Source organism: Desulfosporosinus sp. FKB (genome assembly GCF_002196705.1).
Lineage (GTDB): Bacteria > Bacillota > Desulfitobacteriia > Desulfitobacteriales > Desulfitobacteriaceae > Desulfosporosinus.
Genome location: NZ_NADJ01000038.1, coordinates 74,495 through 100,861 on the forward strand (window position 1 = coordinate 74,495; position 26,367 = coordinate 100,861).

The 26,367-nt window shown below is 42.6% G+C and carries 22 protein-coding genes; 1 reads left to right on the forward strand and 21 read right to left on the reverse strand.

Annotated features, from left to right (window positions below; translation table 11 throughout):
- Positions 1–29: 29 nt before the first annotated feature.
- The 5 genes from B5Y67_RS16855 to B5Y67_RS16875 all read right to left on the reverse strand — a co-directional run bounded on the left by B5Y67_RS16855 (position 30) and on the right by B5Y67_RS16875 (position 4,917).
- The gene (locus B5Y67_RS16855) at positions 30–1,700 is read right to left on the reverse strand and encodes a formate--tetrahydrofolate ligase (protein ID WP_088227594.1); all 1,671 of its coding nucleotides are present in this window, start codon (positions 1,698–1,700) and stop codon (positions 30–32) included.
- 98 nt (positions 1,701–1,798) lie between these two features.
- A complete protein-coding gene (locus tag B5Y67_RS16860; RefSeq protein ID WP_170932726.1) occupies positions 1,799–2,353 on the reverse strand; it encodes a DUF2284 domain-containing protein in 555 nt (184 codons plus the stop codon).
- An 88-nt stretch (positions 2,354–2,441) separates the two neighbouring features.
- On the reverse strand, positions 2,442–3,419 hold the full coding sequence (locus B5Y67_RS16865; RefSeq protein WP_088227595.1) for a uroporphyrinogen decarboxylase family protein: 978 nt from the start codon (positions 3,417–3,419) through the stop codon (positions 2,442–2,444).
- Between the two features lie 29 nt (positions 3,420–3,448).
- Entirely contained in the window at positions 3,449–4,081 is a 633-nt protein-coding gene (locus B5Y67_RS16870; RefSeq protein WP_088227596.1) for a corrinoid protein, read from the reverse strand.
- Between the two features lie 32 nt (positions 4,082–4,113).
- Positions 4,114–4,917, reverse strand: coding sequence for a methyltetrahydrofolate cobalamin methyltransferase (locus B5Y67_RS16875; RefSeq protein ID WP_088227597.1), 804 nt, complete (start codon positions 4,915–4,917; stop codon positions 4,114–4,116).
- Between the two features lie 301 nt (positions 4,918–5,218).
- On the opposite strand from B5Y67_RS16875, the gene B5Y67_RS16880 reads away from it, so the two are divergent.
- Positions 5,219–6,460, forward strand: a complete 1,242-nt coding sequence (locus B5Y67_RS16880; RefSeq protein WP_088227598.1) for a helix-turn-helix domain-containing protein — start codon at positions 5,219–5,221, stop codon at positions 6,458–6,460.
- A gap of 179 nt (positions 6,461–6,639) precedes the next feature.
- On the opposite strand, the gene B5Y67_RS16885 is transcribed toward B5Y67_RS16880, so the two are convergent.
- From B5Y67_RS16885 to B5Y67_RS16960, 16 genes are all read right to left on the reverse strand, one after another.
- A complete protein-coding gene (locus B5Y67_RS16885) occupies positions 6,640–7,614 on the reverse strand; it encodes a D-glycerate dehydrogenase (protein WP_088227599.1) in 975 nt (324 codons plus the stop codon).
- A gap of 101 nt (positions 7,615–7,715) precedes the next feature.
- Positions 7,716–8,996, reverse strand: a complete 1,281-nt coding sequence (locus B5Y67_RS16890; protein WP_088227600.1) for an ArsB/NhaD family transporter — start codon at positions 8,994–8,996, stop codon at positions 7,716–7,718.
- 114 nt (positions 8,997–9,110) lie between these two features.
- On the reverse strand, positions 9,111–10,010 hold the full coding sequence (locus tag B5Y67_RS16895; protein ID WP_088227601.1) for a dihydrodipicolinate synthase family protein: 900 nt from the start codon (positions 10,008–10,010) through the stop codon (positions 9,111–9,113).
- A gap of 57 nt (positions 10,011–10,067) precedes the next feature.
- A complete protein-coding gene (locus tag B5Y67_RS16900; protein WP_088227602.1) occupies positions 10,068–11,240 on the reverse strand; it encodes a UxaA family hydrolase in 1,173 nt (390 codons plus the stop codon).
- A 34-nt stretch (positions 11,241–11,274) separates the two neighbouring features.
- Positions 11,275–11,556: a UxaA family hydrolase gene (locus B5Y67_RS16905; protein WP_088227603.1), complete on the reverse strand. Its 282-nt coding sequence runs from the start codon at positions 11,554–11,556 to the stop codon at positions 11,275–11,277.
- A 21-nt stretch (positions 11,557–11,577) separates the two neighbouring features.
- Positions 11,578–13,239, reverse strand: a complete 1,662-nt coding sequence (gene ilvD, locus B5Y67_RS16910; protein WP_242976034.1) for a dihydroxy-acid dehydratase — start codon at positions 13,237–13,239, stop codon at positions 11,578–11,580.
- 239 nt (positions 13,240–13,478) lie between these two features.
- Positions 13,479–15,146 carry a dihydroxy-acid dehydratase gene (gene ilvD / locus B5Y67_RS16915; RefSeq protein ID WP_088227604.1) on the reverse strand — a complete coding sequence of 556 codons (1,668 nt, stop codon included), beginning with the start codon at positions 15,144–15,146 and terminating at the stop codon, positions 13,479–13,481.
- Positions 15,147–15,178: 32 nt separating this feature from the next.
- Positions 15,179–16,447: a lactate racemase domain-containing protein gene (locus B5Y67_RS16920; protein ID WP_088227605.1), complete on the reverse strand. Its 1,269-nt coding sequence runs from the start codon at positions 16,445–16,447 to the stop codon at positions 15,179–15,181.
- 26 nt (positions 16,448–16,473) lie between these two features.
- On the reverse strand, positions 16,474–17,985 hold the full coding sequence (locus tag B5Y67_RS16925; protein WP_088227606.1) for a tripartite tricarboxylate transporter permease: 1,512 nt from the start codon (positions 17,983–17,985) through the stop codon (positions 16,474–16,476).
- A gap of 17 nt (positions 17,986–18,002) precedes the next feature.
- Complete coding sequence (locus B5Y67_RS16930; protein WP_088227607.1) at positions 18,003–18,479, reverse strand: tripartite tricarboxylate transporter TctB family protein; 477 nt, start codon at positions 18,477–18,479, stop codon at positions 18,003–18,005.
- Positions 18,480–18,546: 67 nt separating this feature from the next.
- Positions 18,547–19,584, reverse strand: coding sequence for a tripartite tricarboxylate transporter substrate binding protein (locus B5Y67_RS16935; RefSeq protein WP_088227608.1), 1,038 nt, complete (start codon positions 19,582–19,584; stop codon positions 18,547–18,549).
- Positions 19,585–19,831: 247 nt separating this feature from the next.
- The gene (locus B5Y67_RS16940) at positions 19,832–21,682 is read right to left on the reverse strand and encodes a sigma 54-interacting transcriptional regulator (protein ID WP_088227609.1); all 1,851 of its coding nucleotides are present in this window, start codon (positions 21,680–21,682) and stop codon (positions 19,832–19,834) included.
- A gap of 168 nt (positions 21,683–21,850) precedes the next feature.
- On the reverse strand, positions 21,851–22,474 hold the full coding sequence (locus B5Y67_RS16945; protein ID WP_088227922.1) for a fumarylacetoacetate hydrolase family protein: 624 nt from the start codon (positions 22,472–22,474) through the stop codon (positions 21,851–21,853).
- 123 nt (positions 22,475–22,597) lie between these two features.
- Positions 22,598–23,569, reverse strand: coding sequence for a bile acid:sodium symporter family protein (locus B5Y67_RS16950; protein ID WP_088227610.1), 972 nt, complete (start codon positions 23,567–23,569; stop codon positions 22,598–22,600).
- A 197-nt stretch (positions 23,570–23,766) separates the two neighbouring features.
- A complete protein-coding gene (locus B5Y67_RS16955; protein ID WP_088227611.1) occupies positions 23,767–25,167 on the reverse strand; it encodes an amino acid permease in 1,401 nt (466 codons plus the stop codon).
- A gap of 442 nt (positions 25,168–25,609) precedes the next feature.
- Positions 25,610–26,179 (reverse strand): hypothetical protein, encoded by a 570-nt coding sequence (locus B5Y67_RS16960; protein WP_088227612.1) that lies wholly within the window; start codon positions 26,177–26,179, stop codon positions 25,610–25,612.
- Positions 26,180–26,367: the final 188 nt, after the last annotated feature.

The following is a 26,367-nucleotide window of genomic DNA, read 5'->3' on the forward strand; positions in this document are numbered from 1 at the left end:
TTTAGTAAATTAAGTGTGGAAACTTGAGATTAGAACAATCCTGTAATTGTTCCGTTAACATCGATATCCATTCTCGTCGCTGCCGGACGTTTGGGTAATCCTGGCATGGTCATGATTGCGCCTGTAATTGCTACTAAGAATCCGGCACCGGCAGAAAGTCTTAGTTCACGCACGGTGATAGTGAAACCCGTCGGGCGTCCCAGACGTGAAGCATCATCTGAGAGGGAGTATTGTGTTTTGGCCATACAGACGGGTAAATTGCCATAACCCATTTCCACATATTTCTTCATAGAGTTTTGAGCCGCTTTGTCAAAGACAACGCCATCAGCTCCGTAGATCTCTTTGGCGATCTTCTCAATTTTTGCTTCAATAGGCAAATCTAATTCATAAAGGACTTTAAAGTTGGACTCTTTTTCTTCCAGCACGCGAAGAACTGTTTCGGCTAGCTCAACTCCGCCATCTCCGCCGCGCATAAAGACTTCAGATAGGGCCACTTCCGCACCCAGCTCCTGACATCGCTCGCGGACTAAACTCAGCTCTGCCTCGGTGTCCGTCGGGAAGCGATTAATTGCTACTACTGCAGGAACGCCGAATTTAGCCATGTTTTCGATATGTTTTTCAAGGTTGACAATCCCTCGCCCTAAGGCTCCCAAATCCTCTGTGTCCAACTGGTCTTTGGCGAGACCGCCATTCATCTTCAAAGCTCTAACCGTTGCCACAATAACAACAGTCTCTGGTTTCAAGCCGCCAAACCGGCACTTCAAATCAAAGAACTTTTCAGCGCCGAGGTCAGCTCCGAAACCGGCCTCAGTAACGAGATAATCTACTAACTTAAGACCCAGTTTTGTTGCCATAATACTGTTGCAGCCATGGGCAATGTTTGCAAAGGGCCCGCCATGAATAAATACCGGTGTGTTTTCTAACGTTTGAACAAGATTCGGCTTAATGGCATCTTTCATTAAGAGCGCCATGGCCCCTTCCGCTTCGAGATCATGGGCCGTTACCGGCTTGCCATCATAGGTGTAGGCCACGACAATCTTGCCAAAACGTTCTTTGAGATCCATGAGGTCACTGGCCAAACAAAGAACCGCCATGACTTCAGAAGCAACCGTAATATCATAGCCACTCTCGCGGGGAACCCCTTCTGTTCTGCCGCCCAAGCCAATCACAACTTTGCGCAGGGCGCGGTCATTCATATCTACAACACGGCGGAAGACAATCTGACGAGGATCAATATTTAAGGGGTTGCCTTGCTGAATACTATTATCCAACATGGCAGCTAAGAGGCTATGAGCCGAAGTAATGGCATGGAAATCACCCGTAAAATGAAGATTAATATCTTCCATAGGAACAACTTGAGCATAGCCGCCGCCGGCAGCTCCGCCTTTGATACCAAAACATGGTCCAAGGGATGGTTCGCGAATAGCAATCATGGCTTTTTTGCCCATTTTCCAAAGGGCTTGCCCTAATCCAACGGTTGTTGTCGTCTTTCCTTCTCCGGCTGGGGTAGGATTAATAGCCGTTACTAAAATGAGCTTGCCATCAGGCTTATCTTTAAGACGATTCCAGACATCAAGACTAACTTTAGCTTTATACTTGCCGTAAGCCTCAAGATCATCCTCAGTTAAATCAAGCTTTTGGGCAATTTCTGTGATTGGTTTCATTTCCGCTGCTTGGGCTATTTCAATATCACTTTTCATATCTTTTACCCCATTTCTTCAAAGATTAATAAGACAGTTGCTCTCTTCCAGCGATGGCCCAAGCGTAACTGGCTAAGGAACGCTGAAACGTTTAAACACTATAGTTCAACTAAAATAAGACTTACGCAGGAAATTGTATTCTCACCATTATTGTAAGGAATTCCATAACTCTTTTCTAAGGCAATAACATCGATCCCACTGGCCTCGACCGACGAAACAGCTTCTTCAGGAAAGCGGCACTCCAGATTATCTAAAAAAGCGCATCTGCCGCAGTAAGTGCAGGGACCAACATTCAAAGGGAGCAGTTTTTCAGAAGCAACCGTGCTCCTAAGGTTGTCCAATAGTTCCCGAAATATCCTGGTGTGTTCTGCTGTTCCTTCCTGCATGCCCTCCCAATCAAAGGAACCCTCTAACTGATATACAGTTTGGAAAAGTAAGCCCTGCTTAAACGTTTGGACCTTCTCCTTTAGTTCAGCAATCGAACCGACAGCAGGAGGACACATCCAGTTTTTATTATAGCTTCCACAGACATTTTGCTCACACTGAGTTCTAAAGTCTTCATTAAATTGAACAACCGCAACGTCTATAATTGCCGCGTGAGCTGCTCCAAGGGATTTTGCCAGAAACGTCAATTTTTCCATGTCAGGGTTCACAATCAGCCTCTCCCTTCAATTCAGCAGCATAACCCAGGTTGAAAAATGCAGTTCTTTTTCAGCCTGGGTTGATTTGAGGCTAATGGTTTTAGAACATCTCTTTACTCATTTTCTCAATGGCTTCACTGGCACATTCATAGACTCCCGGAAAAGAGCTGAAGTTTAAGCCTTGAGTCAAATTAGGGATAAAGTACAACTTGCCGCAGTTTTTACAAGCTCTCTCCACTTCTCTGGCAACGATTTCAGGTGTCCACCCCGGGAAATCAACAACACCACTGTCAATGTCTCCCATGAAGGTTATCTGCTTACCGTAGTTCTTGATAAGCTCAGGCGTATTGTTGGTCGTCATAACTCCTTGCCAAATATCAATTCCCATTTCAATCATAAAAGGAACGAGATTAGCTGCATAGGAATCACTATGATGAACGATTAATTCCACACCATTTTGTTTATAGAATTCATAGACTTTTTTGTAAGCAGGCAGATAGAACTCTTCGAACATAGCCGGAGATATAAAGGAAGATTTTTGACTGCCCCAGTCATCATGATGAAAGAGGGCATCAGGATGGAGACGGTCAATCAGTACTTTGGCATAGTTTAACTCATATTCCGTCAGGTAATCAATGAGTTCATGCATAGCCTCCGGTTCTTCATATAAGGCCATTAAAGCATCTTCCATGCTCATAAGATGATGACACATTTCAAAGATCCCCGGTGCCACAAAGGCCGTTACAAATTGGTCCTTGCGGTCAACGGAATTGGCATGAGCAACAGCTGCCGCCCAAGCTTCATCCGAATTGTTAATAACAGGGGCTTTAGCATAGTTTCTCCACTTAGTAATATCCTTCAATACTTTGTGTTCCTCGTCATGGACAGGAAACTGTCCCAACTGGCCTTCCGGCCATCTGAACGTAATACCCCAATCATTCTTGAACTCAGTTCCTGGGTCAGTCATAAGCTTCGAGGGAACTTCTAAGATTATCTCCATAAACTCGTATTGATTAACAAATCGATCAGGATTTCCGCCTTTAATCGTTTCCATCAAATTTTGGCGTTTCGTTAACATACGTTATCCCCCTTTTATTTTAGGTTGTATTAACCTTTTACTAATTCTTGAGCTTTTACTGCTGCACTTCCTGCATCAGGAGCAAAACCATCGGCGCCAATTTCAGCAGCGTATTCAGCAGTTACAGGCGCACCGCCGACAATAACCTTAAATCCGCTCAAACCGCTGTCTTTAAGTGCTTGAATGGTACTTCTCATAGAGGTCATAGTAGTTGTAAGGAGCCCCGAGCAGGCTACCAGGGTAACATTTTCATTTTCTTTGACAGCATCGATAAATTTAGCCGCTGAAACGTCTACGCCAAGGTCAACCATTTTAAAGCCGGCACTTTCGAGCATCATTTTGACAAGATTTTTACCGATATCATGGAGATCGCCTTCGACGGTACCAATAACACAGGTACCTAGCGAAGAGGTATTATCGCTTACGAGATGGGGTTTAAGGACTTCAACACCTTTGGACATTGCTTTAGCAGCCATCAACATTTCAGGTACAAAAATATCTCCGGCGGAGAAGCGGTCACCAACAACTCCCATGGAGTCAATCATGGCCTGCAGGATAATTTCCGCTGCATTTCCTTCATCCAGAGCCTCTTGTATTAAACCAGGTACGAGCTTAGCTTTACCTTTCTCTACATTTGCTTTTACTTCTTCAATCTTCGACATTTCGAATTCCTCCCTTATTTTTATATTAATTATTACTTTTTAACACCAAATTTTCCTTCTCGGTATGCACCGATGTATTCCATGCAATATTCGTCCATACCCAGAAGGGCTTCTGTTGCGTAGAGCATACCCATTAGATCTTTGTTCGTTGGATCAAGGATCGCACTGTCCATGCCGGAACCCATCGATAAGACAATAAAGGCTTGATTAACGAGTTTTCGGACAGGAAGATTAAAGGAAATGTTGCTGGCACCACCCGTAACATGAATGTCCGGATATTGCTTCTTGATTTCTTTGATAACATCCATGATCGTAAGAATGCCATCTTCTGAAGTGCAAAGCATTTGTACTAATGGATCAATATGCAGTCTTGAAGGAGCAATATGATACTCTTTCGCTTTCTTCATAATCTCTGCAAACACTTCCAGACGTTTTTCGCCCGTCTGGGGAATCCCGGTATCGTCACACAAGAGGGCAGCGCACTCCCATTTTGTCTCAGCAATAATTGGGAAGACAAGTTCAATCTTGTCACCTTCCATGGAGACTGAATTTATGAGGCCAGGCTTTTTGCAAAATTTGATAGCTTCAGCACAGATACGCGCATTAGGACTGTCTATAGATATAGGGGTATCTGTAACCTCTTGCACCAAGTCAATAAGCCATTTAATGGTTTTAAGCTCAAGACTGTCTTCAACAGATGCACAAACATCAATGAAATTGGCACCGGCTTCACTCTGAATTTTAGCAAGATCTTTAATAAATTCGGCATCTTTGCTGGCAATGGCCTTGGCCACGGAGGGAATAGCGCCGTTAATTTTTTCACCAATAATTATCAAGATTAATCTACCTCCATTTTCAAATTGTTCTTCAGCGAGTTTCTCTTCTCTTCTCAAAACAGCATCCGCAGTTAGGGTAAATTAAGCACTTCACAATTTCCGGAGTTCATCTAGGAAGCACGCCATTTTAGGTATAGAATAGAGATTGCAGAATGCTGTCACCTCCCTAATCTGAAAAATTTGTCTATACATTATAATATTATTATATATTCTATTTTTTAAAAATTCTACCTTTGTGAAATTTAACATATAATTCTGTCTAGATTGTACATTGTGCACTATTTTGACAAAGGAGGGCATTATGGAGGATAATTCGCTTCTTTCCCGCTATTCCCTGGAACTAATAAAAACGTTGAGCAAAAGTTCAGGACTGCAGTCACTGGTTGATCTCGGATATCAAATGTTAGGCAACCCTTTTACCATCACCGATTTAAGTATAAAGCTTCTCGCGACGACCGGGGAATCAAAGGTCGAGGATGATCCAGTTTGGAATGAACTCCATAAGAATAAGAATTTTATTTTTCGAACCTATTCCTATTATTTAAATAATAGTTTGTTTGACAAAATAGAAAAAAACGAGGACCCTTTCTACTGGCTTGACCCCTACTGTAAATACCCCAGAATTATCGGCAAAATCTCCATTAATGACAGGAACGTCGGAGTTTTAGTAGTTTGCGCTCATAATCACCCGTTTAATGATTGCGACAAGGAAATCGTCTCCATTCTTTGCGCTGCCTTTTCCGTTGAACTGCAAAAAAACAGATATCTTAATTTATCTTCTGGTCTATCACATCAAAGCTTTTTGCTTGATCTTCTCGATGGTAATCTTAGGGACCTTAGGATAATTAATGAGCGGCTGAAGGTACTAGGTATAAAATTTAAAGGCAAGCTGTTTGTCATCTATCTGGAAACGCAAAAATTAACCGTATCGAATCTAACGCTTCCCTATTTGCGAGAGGAAGTTGAAAAAAAACTTCTAAATTCTAAAGCAGTTATTTATAACGATAACATTGTCATACTCGCCAGCAGTGAACATGAAATTCATTTTTTAGAAATAGAAACAAAAGGCCTGAAAGAGTTTATTGTCAATAATCATTTACAAGCCGGAATCAGCCGCACCTTTACTGATTTTACAGAAGTAAGAGAACGATACCTGGAGTCTCTTCAGGCTTTAAGACTGGGCAATCTGCTTAATAAAGAGATGCATTTCTTCCGCTACGATAATTATCTGATTTATGATCTTATCTATGTTCACGGTGATAACAATCATTACAAAAAATTTTTACACCATTTGCTGCTCAAACTTATTGACTATGATAAAGAAAACAACACAGAGTTTGCCCGAAGCCTGTATACTTATCTTTATCACTTTAAAAATGTTAAAGATTCAGCTGTTGAATTGAATATCCATCGTAACACTATGTTTCATCGCATCGAAAAAATTGAAAGCATTTTAAATATTGATTTAAATGACGGTGATATGTTATTTCAGCTTTATCTTTCCTATAAAATATTGGAATTTTTAAAAATCCCTTTACCCTAAAACAAAAGTTGTTCGCTAAAACTTGCTTAAGGTTTTGGCAAACAACTTTCTATTTTTTCTAGTGAAAACCTTTTAGCAAGAAACTTTCAGAATAATTTTCATATATCTCTTAACTAAATAAGAGTATATTACTAAAGTTTTTTTAAAAAAGCAATAACCAAGGATTATTTAGAAGCAGGTTAGAGGAGTTCCTTCACTAGATTCGGAGGATTTTCACCTTTAAGCCCTGCCACCAAATTCTTTGCAGCCAGCATAGCCATCTCATTCCGGCATGTCATTGTTGCTGATCCGATGTGAGGAACCGTTATAACATTCGGAAATTGAAGTAAGGGATTGTCTTTATTAATAGGCTCGTGAGAAAAGACATCCAAAGCGGCACCTGCAATTTTACGCTCTCGAAGAGCAGAAATTAAGGCTTCTTCGTCAACTGTTCCTCCCCGAGAAATATTGAAAAAAATTGCTGAAGTCTTCATCAGACTGAACTCATTTGATCCGATGAGATGTTTCGTTTCCTTAGTTAAGGGAGCTAAGACAATCACAAAATCAGATTGAGCAAGCAGTTCCGGCAGGTCACAGTATCTTGCGTCTAACTCCTCTTCAGCCGAATTATTGCGGTTTCTATTGAAATAAAGAATATTCATCTTAAAGCCATTCTTTGCTCGACGCGCTACTTCTAAACCAATCGAACCCATCCCGATGATACCCAACGTTTGGTGATGGACATCATAACCAAACTCTGCCTCAGAAATTTGGCTATTCCATTGGCCTTCTTTAACAAACCTGTCGAGTTCTGAAAGACGCCTTGCCGAACAAAGCATCAAACCAAGCGCTAAATCTGCTACAGTATTGCTGAGAACACCAGGGGTGTTCGTTCCCAACACTTGTCGCTTTTTCATGACTTCCAAATCAAAATTATCGTAGCCCACGGAAATATTGCTGATAATTCTTAGCTTTGGGGCCTTGGCTAATAATTCTTCATCAATCCGTGAAATTAGACTTGTGACCATCAAGCCTTCAATATCGGAGATTCGATCTAAAAGTTCCGATCTGGAAATTGGCCGTTGTTCATTCCACATTTCATAGTCACAAGACTTGCCTACATAATCTCTCACGGCTTGAGGAACAGGTTTGGCAATAAACACTTTGGGCGGCACAAAAAGCCCTCCTTTTTAACACTCCATCAATGAAATGTGCTGTCTCCAATCGTTATTGATCTCCAATCAAATCCTTGATCGTCTGAGAACATGTCGAGCCGTTAAAAATAAACGGACAGCAGATAAACCGTTGAAATCGCAACGGACACAAGCATTAACGGAAATGCGATCTTCATAAATGATAGGAACTTAATTTTCGCACCGTTCTTCTCCGCTAAGCCTGCAACAATAACATTGGCCGAAGCACCAATTAAAGTTCCGTTACCACCCAGACAAGCTCCCAGAGATAAGGACCACCAGAGAGGCTTCAGGGCTGCCGAAGACAAATTACCCAAGTGGCCCATGTCTTTGATTAAAGGAATCATCGTAGCCACAAAAGGAATATTATCCACAAAAGCCGATGCGACTGCCGACAACCAGAGGATGAACATGCCTGTCAAGCGAAAGTTCCCTGCCGTGGCATTCATTGTCCATTGGGCCAGGCGTCCAATCAGACCAGTTTCGACCAATCCCCCGACAACAATAAACAAGCCCAGGAAAAAGAAGATGGAAGGCCATTCAACGGCTAAGAGAATATCCTCCGGTTCTTCATGAGCAATGAGCATAAGGAGGACAGCCCCCGTAAGGGCAATTGTGGCAGATTCTAAATGCAAGGCATCATGAACAACGAAAGCAGCCATAATCAGTAATAATACAGCGAGGCTTTTCTTTAATAGGAGATAATCAGATATCTCATCTTTGGGATTGACTCGGCAAACAGCCTGTTTGCGTTCCTCGGGAACCTGCATTTTCTTATGGTACAAGAACCAGAAAATGGCCATAATTACGATGTGAATAATAGCTATAACAGGCATTAAATTGACAATGAAGTCCATAAACCCTAACCCTGCCTGGCTGCCAATCATAATGTTCGGGGGATCTCCAATAAGCGTTCCCGTGCCGCCTATGTTACTGGCCAGAATCTGACAGACTAAGAAAGGAATAGGATCAACGTCAAGTTGATCGGCAATCGAAAAGGTGATAGGGACAATAAGCAAGACCGTGGTCACATTATCTAAAAAAGCGGATACAATAGCCGTTACCGTTGCTAAAGCAATCAGGATGCGAATCGGCTCTCCTTTGGCAATGCGAACAGCCCAAAGCGCCAGGTATTGAAAAACACCTGAGCGCCGAGTGATTCCGACCACAATCATCATGCCTATTAATAGTCCCAGTGTGTTCCAGTCAATGTAACTGATAGCCTTTTCTTGAGTAAGCACGCCGGTTACAATAAGAATCATACCGCCCAACAAGGCAGCAATCGCCCGGTGCATTTTCTCAGACATGATAAATACGTAAGTTAAGGCAAAAATAATCAGGGCTAATATTGCGTTTGTCTCCATACTTCCCCGCCTCTGCTCCCTTCTACAATGTTTAATTATGTTTCTCCAAAGATTATAAAGGTAACCGGTGGTTCAACACCGGTCACCTCAATCAGCTTTGATCCTAGTTCTAGTTTACAACGTTTTGGCAAGAAAGTGGGTACGATTTAAAATTTGTTTTAGTTCCTCTCTTTCATCTGCTCCGATTGGCTGCAGAGGAGGACAAGGATCTCCGCCGTAATACCCTATTATATCCAAAGCGGCTTTAAGACCTGCAATTCCGAAACGAGCTGTGACTGCAGCATTGCTTTCCATCAAGCTAAGCTGTAAAGCCTTCGATTCTTGTAATTTGCCCTTTTCAAATAATTCCTGTACCTCAGCACATTCATTGGGAAATACATTGGCGAGAGCTAAGGTACCTCCGGTAGCCCCCAAGGCTAAGCTGGGATAAAGGAAGCTGGCAGAACCGGCAAAGATGGCAAAATCAGAAGGAGTTTTATGGATCATTTCTGCGATTTGGACTATATTTCCGCCGCTGTCTTTGATCCCTATGATATTGGGATGTTGTGCAAGTTCCTCTACAACTTTAGTCGACAGATTGATTCCTGTATTTCGCGGCATGTTGTAAAGAATCAAAGGAACCGGCGAAGCTTCTGCAACATCTAAATAATATTTCTTTAAAACATTATCCGACATAGAGCCCTTATAATAATTGGGGGTAACGACCAGAACCGCTGCAGCTCCAGCAGCCGCAGCCTCCTGGCTTAAGTGAATCGTTTCAGCAGTCGATTCTGCCCCTGTTCCGGCAATGACAGGCTTCAGGCCCTTTGATTTCTGGCAGACATAGGAAATAAGTTTTAGTTTATCCTCGGTACTTAAGAGTACAAATTCGCCATTCGAACCCAGCACTACAAGACCTTCAAGCTTAGAACCAAGCCAAAATTCCAGATTTTTATCCAGTTTATCATAAGCAATTTGACCATTAACAAACGGTGTTGGAATTGGTGCGTAAATCCCTTTTAGTTGAAAGGCCATTAAAATTCAACCCCCTTAAAATCAACGAACATTCAGTGAGTAAATTTATGGTTTTCTTTACCCGCCGTAACTACGGGTAATACAGAACAATTCATCTCCCATAGCAATTTCTGCTTTTGTGGGTTCACCTGTGGCAGTGTCAATCACCTTCTGTAAAAGTCCGGCTCCGACATTGGGGATAGTGAAGCCTTTATCGATAACTTCCCCGGCATTAAAGTCAAGATTAAACTTCATCCGCTCATAGGTTGAGGTATTTCCGGTTATTTTCACGACCGGTACACCGGGGAAACCTGTCGGGGTCCCTCTCCCCGTTGTAAAAACAACAACCTGGCAGCCGGATGCTGATAACCCCGTTACTGCTTCTCCGTCATGACCGGGGCAATCTAAAATATATAGACCCGGACCACCAACTGGTTCGCCATAGCTAAGCACTCCGGTTATAGGACCAGTGCCTCCCTTATGGATTCCTCCCAGTGCCTTTTCAACGACGCTTGTTACTCCGCCATCCTCATTACCTGGTGAAATAAGTGCCGAGCGATTTTGAAGTTCACTATGTCCTGTTCCTAGCTTCAATTTATTTTCCATATTGCGGACCATATCGAGTATTTTTTGTCCTACCTCCGGAGTGACAGCTCTGCGCGCAAGCACGTGTTCGGCGCCGATCAATTCCGTGACCTCAGTAAACATTGCTCTGCCGCCTTCGGCAATAACTTGGTCCGTAACCCAACCAAGCACCGGATTAGCAGCGATTCCGGAGGTAGCATCGGTGCCCCCGCATTTTAGCCCCAAAAACAACTCCGACAGGGGGAATTCTTCTTGCTTCTGCTTGGCTGCCTGCTCAACAAGACTTTGTGCGAAACGAACGCCTTTTTCAATGGCCTTTTGGGTATCCCCCTCTTCTTGAATAACAACCATTTCTACAGGTTTTCCTGTGGCAGCGATACTATCGGCCAGTTCCTCAGCTCGAAAACGCTCACAGCCAAGTCCAACTACGACAACGCCGTAGAAATTCGGGTGTCTGCCGACTCCCTTTAGCGCTTTTGCTGTCAGTTCTAAATCCAATCCCACCTGACTGCAGCCAACGGGATGGGTAAGCTCAACCGTTCCTGCAACCTGCTGGACAATACGACGCACAACATTATTGGCACAGAAAACTGATGAAATAACGGCTACCCAATTTCTAACCCCTGGCAAGCCTTGGGGACGTCTATATCCGTAAAACGAATGCATTGTCTTTAACTCCTTTCCTCGGAAGTACAAGGGTTTAATCTTCCCGCCCTCTTTCGCAATAAAGGTTCTGTAAATGAATCCACTCTCCAGGTTCAACCGTGGATTTGGCTTTGCCGATTTCTTCACCGTATTTTATGATAGGGTCGTGGCTCGCAAGAGAGCTCATGGCTATTTTATGGCCGAAAGGAATATCACTTAAGGCTGTCAATTGGATAGAGCCAGTTTCAGTATTGATTAAAACCTCTTCGCCTTTCTTTAATTCGGTAAGGACAACGGCGACATTATCCCGTGGATCGATGCGCAAAGCCTTATGCATTAGTTCTGCCCTCCTAACCGTTTAATCCTTATTTTCTAACAGAGCACCGCGGTTTGCCTGTCCAACACTGCGGCTGTATAGTCCAAGGAAACCGGTATCAACAGGAGGTTTCCTCGGTGTCAATTTAGCGAACCGTGCAGCCATTTCTTCTTGACTAATAAGAAGATTCAACTGTTTGTTTGCAATATCTATTTCAATAGAATCCCCATCCTCGACAATGGCGATGGGACCTCCTACATGGGCTTCAGGAGTAACATGACCGATGCAAAAGCCTCTCGTTGCGCCAGAAAACCGTCCGTCGGTAATCATAGCTACACTGTCTCCTAAGCCCATCCCTGTTAATAAAGCAGCGGGGATGGACATTTCCCTCATCCCAGGGCCGCCTGCAGGGCCTTCATAACGTATGACCAATACATCCCCGGGTTTAATTTCCTTATTCATAATGTGATCCATCAGACCTTCTTCAGACTCAAATGTCTTGGCCGTCCCAACTTGACGAGACGGTGCATTCTTGACGCCGCTCACTTTAATAACGGCTCCGTCCGGAGCGAGATTTCCTTTGAGAATCACAATTCCGCCTTGAGGCTGCAAAGGATTTTCCAGAGTATGAATCGCTTCCTGATTTTTAACCATCCGACTGTAACTGGTAATAGTTTCTCCTGTTACTGTCCGGACGTCATTATTAATTCGGGGCTTTAATGCTCCCAAAATAGCTCCAACGCCACCGGCTTGATAAAAATCCCAGAGCGTAAACTTACTGGAGGGCTTGAATTTAGCGATACAGGGAGTTAACCCAGATAATTCATCAATCCGTGCCAGGCTTAATTCCAGACCGGCTTCCCGAGCGATTGCCGGTAAGTGCAGAATAACATTGGTTGACCCGCCGATAGACATTAGGAAACGCACACCATTTTCCAAGTTGTCTGAAGTCAAAATATGCCTTGGTTTTAAATTTTCCCGAACCATTTCGACGATGCGTTTCCCAGTTTCTTTAGCCTGACGGCGCTTTTCTGCATAAACTACTGGAGTTGTTGAAGTTTCCGGCAAACTCATACCAAGAGCTTCAATGAGACAACCCATGGTATTGCCTGTTCCCATCATGCCGCAAACTCCCACTGTGGTGCAGGTATCTGTCTCGATGGCTTCAAGCTGTTCAGCGGTTATCAAATGTTTTTTTACAGCACCCATGCCTTCTTTGATATCGGACATAACTCGTTGTTGACCGTTTTCATCAAAATGAGAAAGCATTGGACCAGGCGGCAAAAATATACTGGGAATATTTAATCTCGCAGCTGCCATTAGCATAGCGACAGGGGACTTATCACAAGAAGGCAGAAAAACCAGTCCGTCAAACCCTCCTGAACCAACCATCACTTCAATCTCTGCAGCCACAACTTCTCTGCTGGGCAAAGAGTAATGCATTCCCAGACCTTGAGCAATAGCATCACAGACTGCTATAGTATGAAATTCAACAGGAGTTCCACCTGCGGCCCAGACACCCGCCTTAACAAATTGGGCCAACTCTTTGTTGGCATAACTACCAGGATGAATTTCTGACCAAGCGCTTACGACCCCGATAACCGGTTTCTTAAGGTCCTCTTGCGTATAGCCTACCGATTTAAACATAGCTCTCGGATAAGCACCTTTAATACCTTCAAATAACTCCTGAGACCCGCGCAGCATCTTCTTCAAGCGCCTAATCCTCCTTTCCAAACCCCTCTAAATGAACCTATAATTACTTCGAAAGGTTTTCGATGGTTTTGTTTTTGTATGGCGTCGTTATTGCAAATACTATGCCAGATGGTCTTTCGTTCGTTCTGCGAGGATTTCACTCTTATCGAATGTTGCAATGATTGCAAAGGTTGCAGTTATTGCAATAATTGCAACCTTGCAGCCTTCGCTAATTAATATTTTCACAAGTTTTAAGAATCCCAAAGAGCCCCATTCAAAGGGTTAGGTCTCAACCTTGCATATCGTCTTAAGATTCCTTTAGTTTCCTTAATCACAGGTACCCAAGTTTGGCGTCGGACCTGCAAAACTTCCTGGTCAACATTTAGATTAAGCGAACCTTCCAAAAGGTTAATTGATATCTTATCACCGTTTTCGACCAGAGCGATCGGTCCACCTAAGGCTGCTTCCGGGGAAACGTGTCCAATACAAGGGCCGCGCGAAGATCCTGATAATCGTCCATCAGTTACTAAAGCTGTGCTTTCACCCAGACCAGAACCCATCAACATCGCTGTAATCATCTGCATCTCCCGCATACCCGGCCCGCCAACGGGACCCTCGTAGCGAATGACAATAACGGAACCTTCTTTGACCTGTTTTTCTTTGACAGCCTCAATAGCCTCTTCCATAGAATCAAAAACATAGGCAGGGCCTTCATGAACCCACAATTTTTCTTGGCAGTCCGATCGTTTGACAATGGCGCCTTCCGGAGCTAAACTCCCCCAAAGGACTTTTAAGCCGCCGTCCAAGCGGAAGGGGTTTTCCCGCGGACGAATCATATCCCTGTCTTTCCACTCAGCTTCTAAGGCAATATCGTTTAAAGTCTGCCCCGCCACTGTGTTGATGTTCAAATCCATAATATCGCCCAGCGATTGAAGAACTGCGGGAACCCCGCCTGCTCGGTGAAAATCGCCCATAGTTTTAGGCCCTGAGGGGCTGATTTTTGCTATATATGGTGTATTAGCATAACGGTCAAACGTTTCAAGGTTCAATTCTATGCCCATTTCAAAGGCTATCGCCGGAATATGAAGAACAGTATTCGTCGATCCGCCAATCGCCAGGGTAAATCTAATAGCATTGGCAAATGATTCAAGGCATAAAATATCGGCTGGTTTAATATTTCTTTGAACAAGTTCAACGATACGTCTTCCGGCTCTACGCCCTTCTCTGGCTTTTGCCGGCGTATTGGCTTCTGTTGTTGAGGATAGAGGCAATGCCAAGCCAAGAACTTCACATATTCCTGCCATAGTATTGGCCGTTCCAATCATCGAACAAGTTCCAACCCCAGGGCACGCTAACTCTTCAATTTGCTGCAGGGCAGGTAAATCAATTTTCCCCGTAAGATATTTGCCGACATATTCCCGCATGTTGGAAATAGTAATTTGCTGTCCGAAATAATCACCGGCTTTCATAACTCCAGCAGGAACAAAAATCGAAGGAATATTGACGCGCGCTGCTGCCATAAGCATTCCGGGAGTCATTTTATCGCAAGCCGCTAAAAATACGGCACCATCAAACCGATGAGCCTCCAGGGAAATTTCAAGGGAATCGGCTATAATATCACGAGCCGGCAAAGAATACTTCATTCCTTCATGCCCTTGGGCAAGCCCGTCACAAACAGCTATTGTATTAATCTCAAAAGGCAATCCCCCGGCTTCAATAATTCCTTGCTTAACCCTCTCTACCATATAGCTCTGGGCGACACAGCCCGGCACAATTTCACTCCGCGTGTTAACGACGGCAATCACAGGCTTATCTAAGTCTTGCCTCTCAATACCGAGGGCAAAGAACAAAGCCCTATGGGCTGCCCTCTCCACACCCTCAGTTATTTCATAACTTTTATAACGTTTACTTTTTGCCATCATAGACCTCCGGTCAAGACTTAGGGATTTCGTTAAAAGAGATTGCCCTCATCATTGAAGTCCAGATTATAGGGCGAACCCAGAATTTCCAGATTGGGATTTCTTTTGACCTCTTCGAGAAGGCTTTCCGATACTTCAATCGTTCCCATCTTCAAGGTGTTTTTAACGCGAACCATTCTTACCTTTGATAAATCACTGATATTGCAAGTCTTGATCCCAGCCTGAATGGCTTGCCGGTCATTTTTTAAAACCATAGGAATCTTTACGCTCAGGGGAACCGTTGAAGTAAGGGCATTGGGATAGGTGTGTTCAAAACTCATTTTGTTAAAGACACGTCTGGTTGTTAAGTCAAGAATACCCAATCCATTGGCATTGCCATGGGATTCGTTCGTGATGTCAAGGGCTGCTACTCTTGTAATCGCCGGTCCTCCGCTTGCGTAGGGGGTATGGTAGCGGCCAACAATATTATTGTCAAATCCGGTGCCGCTGATATTTTTACCGATTTCATCAATAATCAAAACGTCAAGGGCATCAAAGTACAATTTGGAGGATAAGCTTTTAGCCTTTTCCAGCAAGGCCGGTTCTGATGCTGCAATTTCTTTATTTTTCAGCACGTCTATTTGGCATATCTCATGGTAAGCATTTTCCAGAACCCCGACTGCAAAAATCAAATTGGTCTTTTGCAGCGTTACCAGCCCAAAGTCCGGGATATTTTCTGCCATGCAGCCAAAGCCCAACTCATGACAGATATCGGCACCTTTTTGCTTACCGAGACCGATGGTTATCATCTTCATTAACCCGCTTTCATAGGGGCCTCGAAAAGCAACATGAGGCTTGATGCGGTTAATAATGACAATGGCATCAGCTTCATAAGCGTATTTATCCACATACACAGGAAGTCCCTTTTCAGTTATTCCAATCTGTACCGTTTCCATAGTTGCCCGAATTGGAGCCTGAACATACTCTTCCGTAACCCCAAGTCCACGCAGCATGTCCTTTTGGCCTTCGGCTGTAGCTCCGCCATGACTCCCCATGGCGGGCACTATGAAAGGATTAGCTCCACTCGTTTTAAGAAACTGGACAACAGTCTTAACCATGTCCGGTATCTTGGATATGCCGCGGCTGCCGACAGCCACAGCGACTGATTGTCCGGGCTTAAGCAAAAAGCCCAGGTTCTTGCCTTCGAGTTTTGCCATAAGTTCCTGTTCCAAATGATCTGCCACGGGACGCTGAAATACTTGATTAACTTTAACCATCCTGGGAATAGGTATGTTATCTAAAAGTTGATCAATGGCACTCATTTCATAATCCGCCTCTTTAACCTTTATTACTTGCCGCCAAGTTGAGGAGCGTTTTTCTTAAACAGAGCTTTTTTAAGCCAAGCAAAAATCGGTGTCGATTGCAGAAGAGATAATAAAGCAATTATGAGCAAAATCGTTGAAAGTGGAGATGACAGGAAAATAGACCATTTCCCACTGCTCATAAGCAACGACTGACGCATGGTGTTATCCAGCATCATGCCTAAAATCATGCCAACCACCATGGGAGCTGTGGGAATATCCAGTTTATCCATAAAGTAACCCAGGATTCCGAAGCCGATCATAACAAAGACGTCATTAATACTGTTATTGATCGTAAAAGACCCAATGACACAGAGGATAACAATAATGGGAGCAAGAACTTTATTCGGTACTTTTGTCACTGAAACTGCAGCTCGTGTAAAGACAAGGCCTTCCAGAAACATGAAGATATTGGAAAGCATAACGGCCCAAATCAACGTGTAGGTAATTTGAGCGTGATCTGTCATAAGCGTTGGCCCAGGCATAATCCCATGAACCATGAGGCCGCCTAAAAGAATGGCTGTAGCAGAACTGCCCGGAATTCCCAAAGTTATTGTCGGGACCAATGCTCCTCCGACAACAGCATTGTTGGCAGCTTCTGAAGCTGCAACACCTTCAGGATAACCAGTCCCGAATTTTTCTTTTTCCTTGGAAAAACGTTTTGCTTCGTTATAGCCGAACCAACAGGCCGTATCACCGCCGGTTCCGGGAATCAGCCCTGTGAAGATTCCGATGACGCTGGAACGTAAAATCGTGACGATCATGGACTTTAATTCTTTCCAGGTTGGCAGCATTCTATCTTTAATCAGAGCCGCCTTTTGACTGCCATCATCTTTTTCAACAAGCCGCAGAGCTTGGGGAATGGAGAAAAGTCCGATTAAGGCAACGACATAAGAGACTCCATTAAATAGATACATGGTGCCAAAGGTAAAACGGGGTACTCCCGAAATGGGGTCCATCCCAATCATGGCTATCAACAGACCGGCTACTCCGGAAAGAATCCCTTTAATGGGCGAACCGGAAGACAGGGAGCCAATAATCGTCATTCCGAGAACAGCAATAGCAAACAGCTCAACCGGGCCAAAAGACAGAGCCGCTTTACCTAGTAAGGGAGCAATCGTTAATAGAGCAATACTACTGAGAACTCCACCAATTAAGGAAGCAGTCAATGATACACCCAGGGCTTTTCCCGCCCGTCCTTGCTGAGCCATGGGATATCCGTCCATGACCGTCGCTGCGGCTGCAGGAGTACCAGGTGTCCGTATGAGAATAGCGGAAATCGAACCGCCATACATAGCCCCCATGTACAAGGCGGCTAACATACTGATCCCTGTAGCGGGGTCCATGCCAAAGGTTACGGGCAGAAGCAGGGCAATTGCCATCGTCGCTGATAGGCCGGGCATAGCTCCGACAAAGAGTCCTAAAGCAGTCCCTGCAGCTACAGCTAAAAGATTAAAAGGCGATACGACATTTAATAGGCCCATCATTAAATTGTTCATTACGGTATGGTCCTCCTTTAAGACAAAAGTCCCATTGGAATTGGCAATTTAAGAAATGCAACAAAAAGAAAATAACAAAATACTGTAAAACCTATTGCAATAAGCACTGATTTCCAAAGCTTTGTTGATTTAAGATAAATCAACGCTCCTATAGCAAACAGTGGGGTCACAATAAAATAGCCTAACGGTTCGATGAGCGCAACGTAAATAACGATTAAAGCCGCAAAAACGAAAATCCGAAATACATGGATGCGATCCTGAGGTTCATCCGTCTCATCCGCTTTAAGGGCTGGATCTGAAGTCACTTTGGCTTTTTTACGTTCTTTATAGAAAGCCTCCGCGAACATCGCCAAAGATAAAATGATAATTATCCAAGTCAAAATTCGGGGTAAACTTGCTGCGTCTTTGGGCAAATTGAAGGAATCAACATAAAAGACAATCGCAAAGATTAAGGCCACGGCGGAAGCAATCCCGTGTTTGGCCAAATTACTCATCTGAAGCACCTCCACGTTGTTGCTATGGAGGGGAGAGGAAACTTTCTCTCCCCTGGCTATCAAGAGATTATTTCTTTTGGGCCGCCACTTGTTCCTTTACCGAATCCCAAATGCTCTTAAAGGTGGTTTCTTGATCTTTAAGGTATTTAGCATAATCATCGCCTATTTTTATATCAGCCGGTAATGCTGCATCATGTAATCCTTTTTGAAAAGCAGGGTCTTTCGCCATTTGAGCAAAGGCGTCTTCCAGTTTCTTTTTCACGGCATCAGGGATACCTTTGGGAGCGCTATAACCGCGGGAAGAACCGGCCACCATATCGACACCAAGTTCTTTCAAGGTGGGGACATCCGGCAGCAGATCGCTTCTCTTATCAGCATACAAGGCCAATGCTCTTAAATTTCCGGCTTTAACTTGGCTATAGACTACACCGAGGTTGGTAGAACTAGCTTGGACTTTGTCTCCTGCCGCAGCTTGCCATGAAGGTCCGTCTCCTTGGAAGGGGATCTGTTTCAAACTTAATCCTGTTGCTTTTTGCCATTGAAGGATGGAGAAGAAGTCATCTCCGCCCGTCCCGGAGTTTCCAATAGTGAGTTGTCCTGGGTGGGCTATGGCATAGTTCGTAAAATCCTGATAGGTTTTAAAGGGGCTGTCCTTAGAAACAACGAGGATTCCAGGGTCAGTGAGAACATTGGCAATTGGAGTAAGCTGGTCAATATTGTACTTAATATCAGAACTCATTAGATAGTTGGTCATTAACATCGGTGTGTTAGTAATACTGATCGTATAGCCATCAGATTTCGTTTGTCTAGCCAGTTGCGTCCAGGCAATCGCGCCCGTTGCTCCGGGAATATATTGGTTTACAAAGGTTTGGCCTAAAATTTTCTGTAAATAGGGCTCAGTCATTTGGGCCAGCTGGTCACTTCCGCCGCCGGCACTAAAGCCTTGTAACACTGTAATAGGTTTGGTCGGATAATTTGAAGCCGCCTGGGTTGATGAACCGGAGGCCGTCGACGCCTGGTTTGTCGTTCCGCAAGCCGTCAGGGTCAACGCAAGAGACAATACCAATCCTGAGATAACCACCTTTTTCAAAAATGTTTTTTTCACGTTTGAATTTCCTCCTTCTTTGAATACCGCATGTTTTCACAGTTGTTTGCACAGCTTCCAGAGCCTCGCGTTATTGTCAACAATACTGTGAAAATTTGATATTTAATTACTAATTAAGCAAGAACTATGCCAATGTCTGATGAAGAAGACCCCTTATGTTCTAAGGGGTCTATAGACAACTTATTAATAATTCTGTTGCAATGCAACAATTGCAACACTTTATGCAATAATGCAAATCTTTTGATGACTAATTTTTCTCAAGCCTTTTTAAACGACGCCAAAGGGTCGAACGGTTAATTCCTAAAATCTCGCAAGCCATTGCTTGGTTGCCGTTACACTGTTCCAAAACCTTTATAATGTCTTCATTCGGCACTCTTTTAGAAAAGTTTCCCAGTCGTTTAATCGTTGAGGCCTCACTCCTCTTCATACCAGGGGCCAGAAATTTACGAACTTCTAATTCATCTAAGAAGCCCTCTTCATGAAGGACTGCCATTTGCTCAACAAAATTATATAATTCCCGAACATTTCCTGGCCAACTATGTTCAAGCAAAGGATTAAAAGCCCCCACTTTAACTTGGATCAGCGGAGCCAGCTTTCTAAGAAAAAACTCCGTCAAAAGAATTACATCACGATCTCTCTCGGATAAGGAGGGGATTTCCATTTTCAAGACATTAATTCTATAATACAGATCTTGACGAAAACGTCCGTCGTTTACAGCATCCCATAAATCAACGTTAGTTGCTGTTATTACTCGGATATCGACGGGAATAACCCGGTCCCCGCCCAGACGAACAACTTCTTTTTCTTGGATAACCCTCAATACTTTTGCTTGAACTGATAAACTCATATCGCCAATCTCATCAAGAAAAATAGTTCCCCGATGGGCTAATTCAAAAAGGCCCATTTTCCCACCTTTGTTGGCATCGGTAAAACTCCCCTCTACATACCCAAAAAGTTCGCTTTCGAGAATCGATTCGGGAAGCGCAGCACAGTTAACGGCCACGAAAGGTCCATGGTTTCTTGGACTTTCATTATGGATACTCTGGGCAAACATTTCTTTACCTACTCCAGTTTTACCGATAATAAGAACGGTAGCGTTGGATTTACTAATGCGTCTTGCTTTATGAATACTCGCCAGGATAGATTCACTTTGGCCAATGATATCGTTAAATGTATATTTGGCAACTAAGCCTCGGGTATGCTGCTTCTTTCTTAATTTAGTCTCCATGTCCTGGATTTCTTTGACAGGCTTAAAGGTAAATACTTCACCATTCTTGTCCCCATGGTCCAGAATCGGTTCAATATTCAAGATATACTGTTGACCTTTAAGATTAATTAATTCGTCATTCCGATATTCACCAGTAAGAATGTCTTTAATAGTTTTCCCGAGCATATCGCCGACGGGCAATCCAAGATACTTTTCAGCAGCTGGATTACTATGGGTTATCCGGTGATCGCTATCTGTGGCCAAAATCCCCTCAGATAGCTTATTTAAAATCTTGTAGATTCTTTGTTGAGATATCGCTTCTTTTCTGCGCAGCATTGCCAAATCTTCCGCCTGGCAAAGAGCCTCATAAATAGCTCTCTTTCCAGAAGCAATCAAAATCCCCTCGATTCCCATACTTGAGGCAAGATCTGTGGCCATGGTATCTCCGACAATGACTTCCAAGCCCTTGTTCATTTCATTTTTTAGTCGATTTTGTAAGGCAACAGGATTTTCAATGGGGATCTCTGTAATGTCCAGTTTTAGATACCTGCCAACAGAAGATGCTTCATAAATTGTATTCGAGTAACCGACAACACCCACTTTGTAACTAAAATATGAGGCTGCATGCAGCGCTTTTAATAAATCTATGGTTGAAACATTTATCTGAACAGCAGGAATCTCTGTAATTTCATCTTGAATTCGTAAAAATGTTCCCCCTCGACTAATGATTGCCTCGCTGCCTGCCATAAATGACCGCTTGGCAAGTTCAACCCCATTGGTTTTGAGATTTCCAACGATAATATCACAATTGAATTCTCTTTCCTTCACAACGTCTTGAGCTACCTGAGCTATATCTTCGTTGGGAGCAAGGAGGCATAACTTCGGCCTCATTTCTCGATCACCACCTTACATCGATCAGCATACGGTTGTCTAAATAGATTTAGTTTTAAAATAAACGGTATTGAGGAAATTTTCAAGTAATTTTTAGACAGCAAAGGGGCCGCCTCCAGGCACCCCTCCTCTGCTCTTGTAAAGATCGGAACGAGAGTAAAGTTACTCTTACTTTAAGGTCACTCGAAATTGCCCCATTATCTCCTGATTCCATTTCATAAGCAAACAATCTCCTTCTGCAACGGGGCCAACACCGGCCGGAGTTCCTGTAAATAAAATATCGCCTTTCCCAAGCCCAAAGTGCTTCGCAATATACTCAAGAAGTGAAGGAACAGTAAAATACATATCTTTAATATTTCCACGCTGTACTTCACGTCCGTTTTTCTCTAACGTAAAATCCGAGCTGCCGAAAGCTTCTAGTCCCTCAAAAGGAAGCCAAGGTGTCAGAACAGCAGAATTCGGGAATCCTTTTGCCAGCAGCCAGGGATACCCTTTTTCCTTCAACTGGCTCTGAACATCTCTTAACGTAAAATCAATGCCCAAGGCTATTTGATCGATAAGATCATCCGTCGTTAATCCCGGCTCATAACTTCTGCTGATATGAACGACAAATTCAAGTTCGTGGTGAATCTCTCCACAACCTTTAGGCAATACCATTTCATGATCATTTGCTTCCGCCAGAGCATGTGTCGGTTTAGAAAATATCAAAGGCTCGCTGGGAACAGCATTGTTAAGCTCTTTAGCATGTAACGGATAATTGCGTCCTATACAAAAAATATTTTTAATTTCCAATGTCAAAGTCACTCTCCCTTAAGTAATGAATTAAATACCAAGGTATGGGAACCACTCCCACTTGTAGCAGTGAGTCTTACGATTGTTGATGCAAGATTAATGCCAATTAATTGATTATCAAAGTCAAGCTAACTTCTTCGTGCTCTTTGTTCCCTCAAACTTTCTTAAGATTTGGGCAACTATAGCTGCAAGCGGATGTTGAAAAAATGTTGCCAGGGTAACCGGAATAGCCACCTGAGTAGGAAAATACGCCATGGCTAAAACTACCCCAAAAGCAATATTACGCATACCTATATTGTAGGCCATTGAAACCACAGTTGAATAATCTTTGTGCCAATAAGGCAGAGCCCCTATATATCCCAGGCAATAGCCACTGGCTACTAAAAGTCCAATAATCATTAGTAACTTAACCAACCCTAGATCCCATTGTATTTGCGATGATACCCCACCAGCGTTTAAGGCCACCAATAAAAATATGGCAATTTTAGAAGAAAATCCACCTATAGAATTCGTAAATCGGGACAACTGATTGTTGGTTAGATCGTGAATGATCATGCCGGAAATACTCGGCAGAGAAACCATAGTTACTAATTGCCAGAACATTGTTAAATAATCAAAGTGAACTGTCTCACCAAGTACTAACGAAAAAAACAGTGGCAAAAGGAACGGACTTACGAGGGTATCCATTGTAAGTGCAACGATCGATAAGGCCATATCGCCGCCAACGATTGACGTCCAAATTAAAGAGGTCACAGCAATTGGAATCTCAGATTGAATTAGAAATCCCATTCTTATGTAAACATCTTGAGGGTAAAAAATTATCCCTATACCCCAAGCGATAATTGGCATGACTAAATGAACTAAACAAAGAATCCAAACTGCAACCCAAGGTTTTTTTAAAACCCGGAAAAATTCCTTGATACTGGTATTAAGGGCACTCACAAATGTCATATAAGCAAAGAGAATGACAACCAATCGACTTGATAGAGGAGTTTTCGGGATGGCTGTCACGAAACCTGTCATTATTGCAGCCAGTACCAGAAAAAACATGCGGCGGTTTAGCCAACTATTCCATGCGGCAAATCTTTCGAGCATCGATTTTTACCTTTCTTCATGTAGTCCTGTTAATCAAATTCTAGAAAGCAGTAAATATCATGTCAAGTTATATTAATCATTCTTATTACCCATATATCCCCGTCGAACTCTGATAAATACCTTTTACAAAAAAGGTACCCTATAAGGGTACCTTAGACATTAATTATTTAACAGAGTTTTTTCTGCCTTGAATTCTCTTAGTCGACATTGAGCTTTGCCTCTTTATTTAAATTACTATGTCTATATCCATAAAAGAAATAGATAAACAAACCAATGACTAACCAGACCAAGAAACGAATCCATGTAGCTCCGGGTAATTTAAACATAAGAAATAACGAGAACAGGGCAGCTAATAGAGGGACGACAGGTACTCCCGGGCAGCGGAAAGCGCGCGGCAGATCGGGCTGGGATTTACGCAAAACAATAACAGCGATGGAGACAAAGACAAAAGCTGCCATTGTACCGATATTGACCATTTCTGCAAGGACATCGATTGGAGTTAATCCTGCTACTATTGCTACAATAATACCTGTTAACCAAGTGCTTTTATTAGGAGTTTTATGTATCGGATGGGTCTCACTAAAGATTTTCGGAAGTAAGCCATCACGAGACATTGCATAGAAAACCCGAGTTTGCCCATAGAGCATAACAAGCAGTACTGTCGTAATACCTCCAAGGGCACCTATGGAAATGATTCCGGCAGCCCAATTCTGATGCATTACTTGTAATGCTAAAGCAATAGGGGCCGAAACATTTAATTTCGTGTAAGAAACAGCGCCGGTCAAAATAGCTGTTACAATGATATACAAAACAGTACAAACAATTAAAGAAGCGATAATTCCACGCGGTAAATCCTTTTGAGGATTTTTAACTTCTTCTGCTGCGGTCGAAACAGCATCAAAACCAATATAGGCAAAGAAAACAATAGCGGCACCCCTGAACACTCCATTCCAACCATAAGGCATGAAAGGTTGCCAGTTAGAAGGCTTAACATAAAATATCGCTACAACAATAAAGACTAATACGGCAAATAGTTTGACAGCAACGATAATATTATTAACTCTGGTGCTTTCTTTAACTCCCAGGGATAAAAGCCAAGTAATCAAAAGAGCGATTACTAATGCAGGTATGTTGACTAGTCCTCCCGAACCCGCTGACAAAGTACCCCAGGCAGGCAAATTGACGCCTAATCCTTGCAGCAGCTTAACAAAATACCCTGACCAACCAATGGCTACAGTACTACAAGCTAGTGCATATTCCAGCATAAGATCCCATCCGATGATCCAAGCAAAAAACTCACCAAGAGCAGCATAACTGTAAGTATACGCGCTCCCGGCCACAGGAACCATTGAAGCGAATTCAGCGTAAACCAGAGCTGCGAAGGCACAGGCAATTCCAGAAATTACGAATGATAAAACCAATGCTGGCCCGGCATACTCAGCTGCTGCTACACCGGTTAAGACAAAAATTCCGGTTCCAATAATAGCACCAATACCTAAAGCAGTAAGATCCAGTGCGCCTAAGGCTTTTTTGAGGCCACTTTTTTGCTGTGATTCCAAAATAAGCTTGTTAATAGATTTTTTCCTCAATAAATTCATTAACTAAGAAGCTCCTTTCTTTATGACAATCGTTTGTAAGAAATTATCTCTTTGATTATTGGTGCCTATAACTGGTGTTCAAGCCTCCTTTCTTCGTTATAAGTTTACTCTATTTATTTTTAAAAATAAATATCATTTAATTTAATTTTTATATAAAATTTTTTCTTTCTTACAATTTTTCTATATAAGTTATATAATATTTTTATATAAAAATTAAATTAAATTTCTTTTTATTATATAAAAGAGTTGAAAATTTTTAAATATAAATTCATTATCATGTAAATTCAGGTAATTAATAACAGAGGTTTATCTTAAACCTCTGCTCTTTAATTATTCAGTTAAAATTGGGTCCTTATTTAACACCAAAAGTATTGGTAACCCTCTGTCATCTAGTTACTATGCTGTTATATATCATTTACCTTTTTTAAACTAATAATTCCTACTAAATTTTTATATTTTCATCTGAAGCTTCGAAATTATCGACTTTCCAAGTACCCTTCTCTTTTTTTACTAACAGAGTATAGGCAGTGCTGAAAGGAGTGCCTATATTAATTCTATTTTTCTTATTGTTCTTTTTGTTTAATTCTTTAAAGTATTTGTCCTCAGCACTAATTACGCATGTTTTTACGTTATAAACTACCTCTGCTTCCTCCTGATCCTCGCTCAAGGTGATAGAAAGAAACTCACAATCTTCGTATTTAGATTTAATCTTATTATCAGTAAGGATTTTGATTGTGTTTTGTTCATCATTGTTCTGAACCAGTTTGATCAGATGGTCTACTGTATAGAGATGATATTCGGCCCTTCCATCTAAAGATTCATAATCGCGTGCGGTTAAGGCTTTGGCAAAATTTTGACATAATCTCTTAATTGCCTGCATCTCCTCGGTATCCTCAATGTTAGCAACTGCATGGCCTTCATCCGGCCTGGGATTATTATCAATGGTCTTATCCTGAGCAGTTAGAGATCCCAGAATGTCGGTCAAGACCTTTTTTAAAACTTCCGTCTTCATTTGATCTCCCTCTTTCACGATCCTCGTAAACTCACACTTAAAGTAGTTTATGTACCATGAAAGAATTCGGATACTCATAAGATCTTGCCTTTTGACCAATGCTCTTTCAATACAAGAAGGCTATCGCACTCCTACATAAGCGAAAATAGCCTTAATGCTTCGTAAATTAATGAGTTGCCATAAAATCA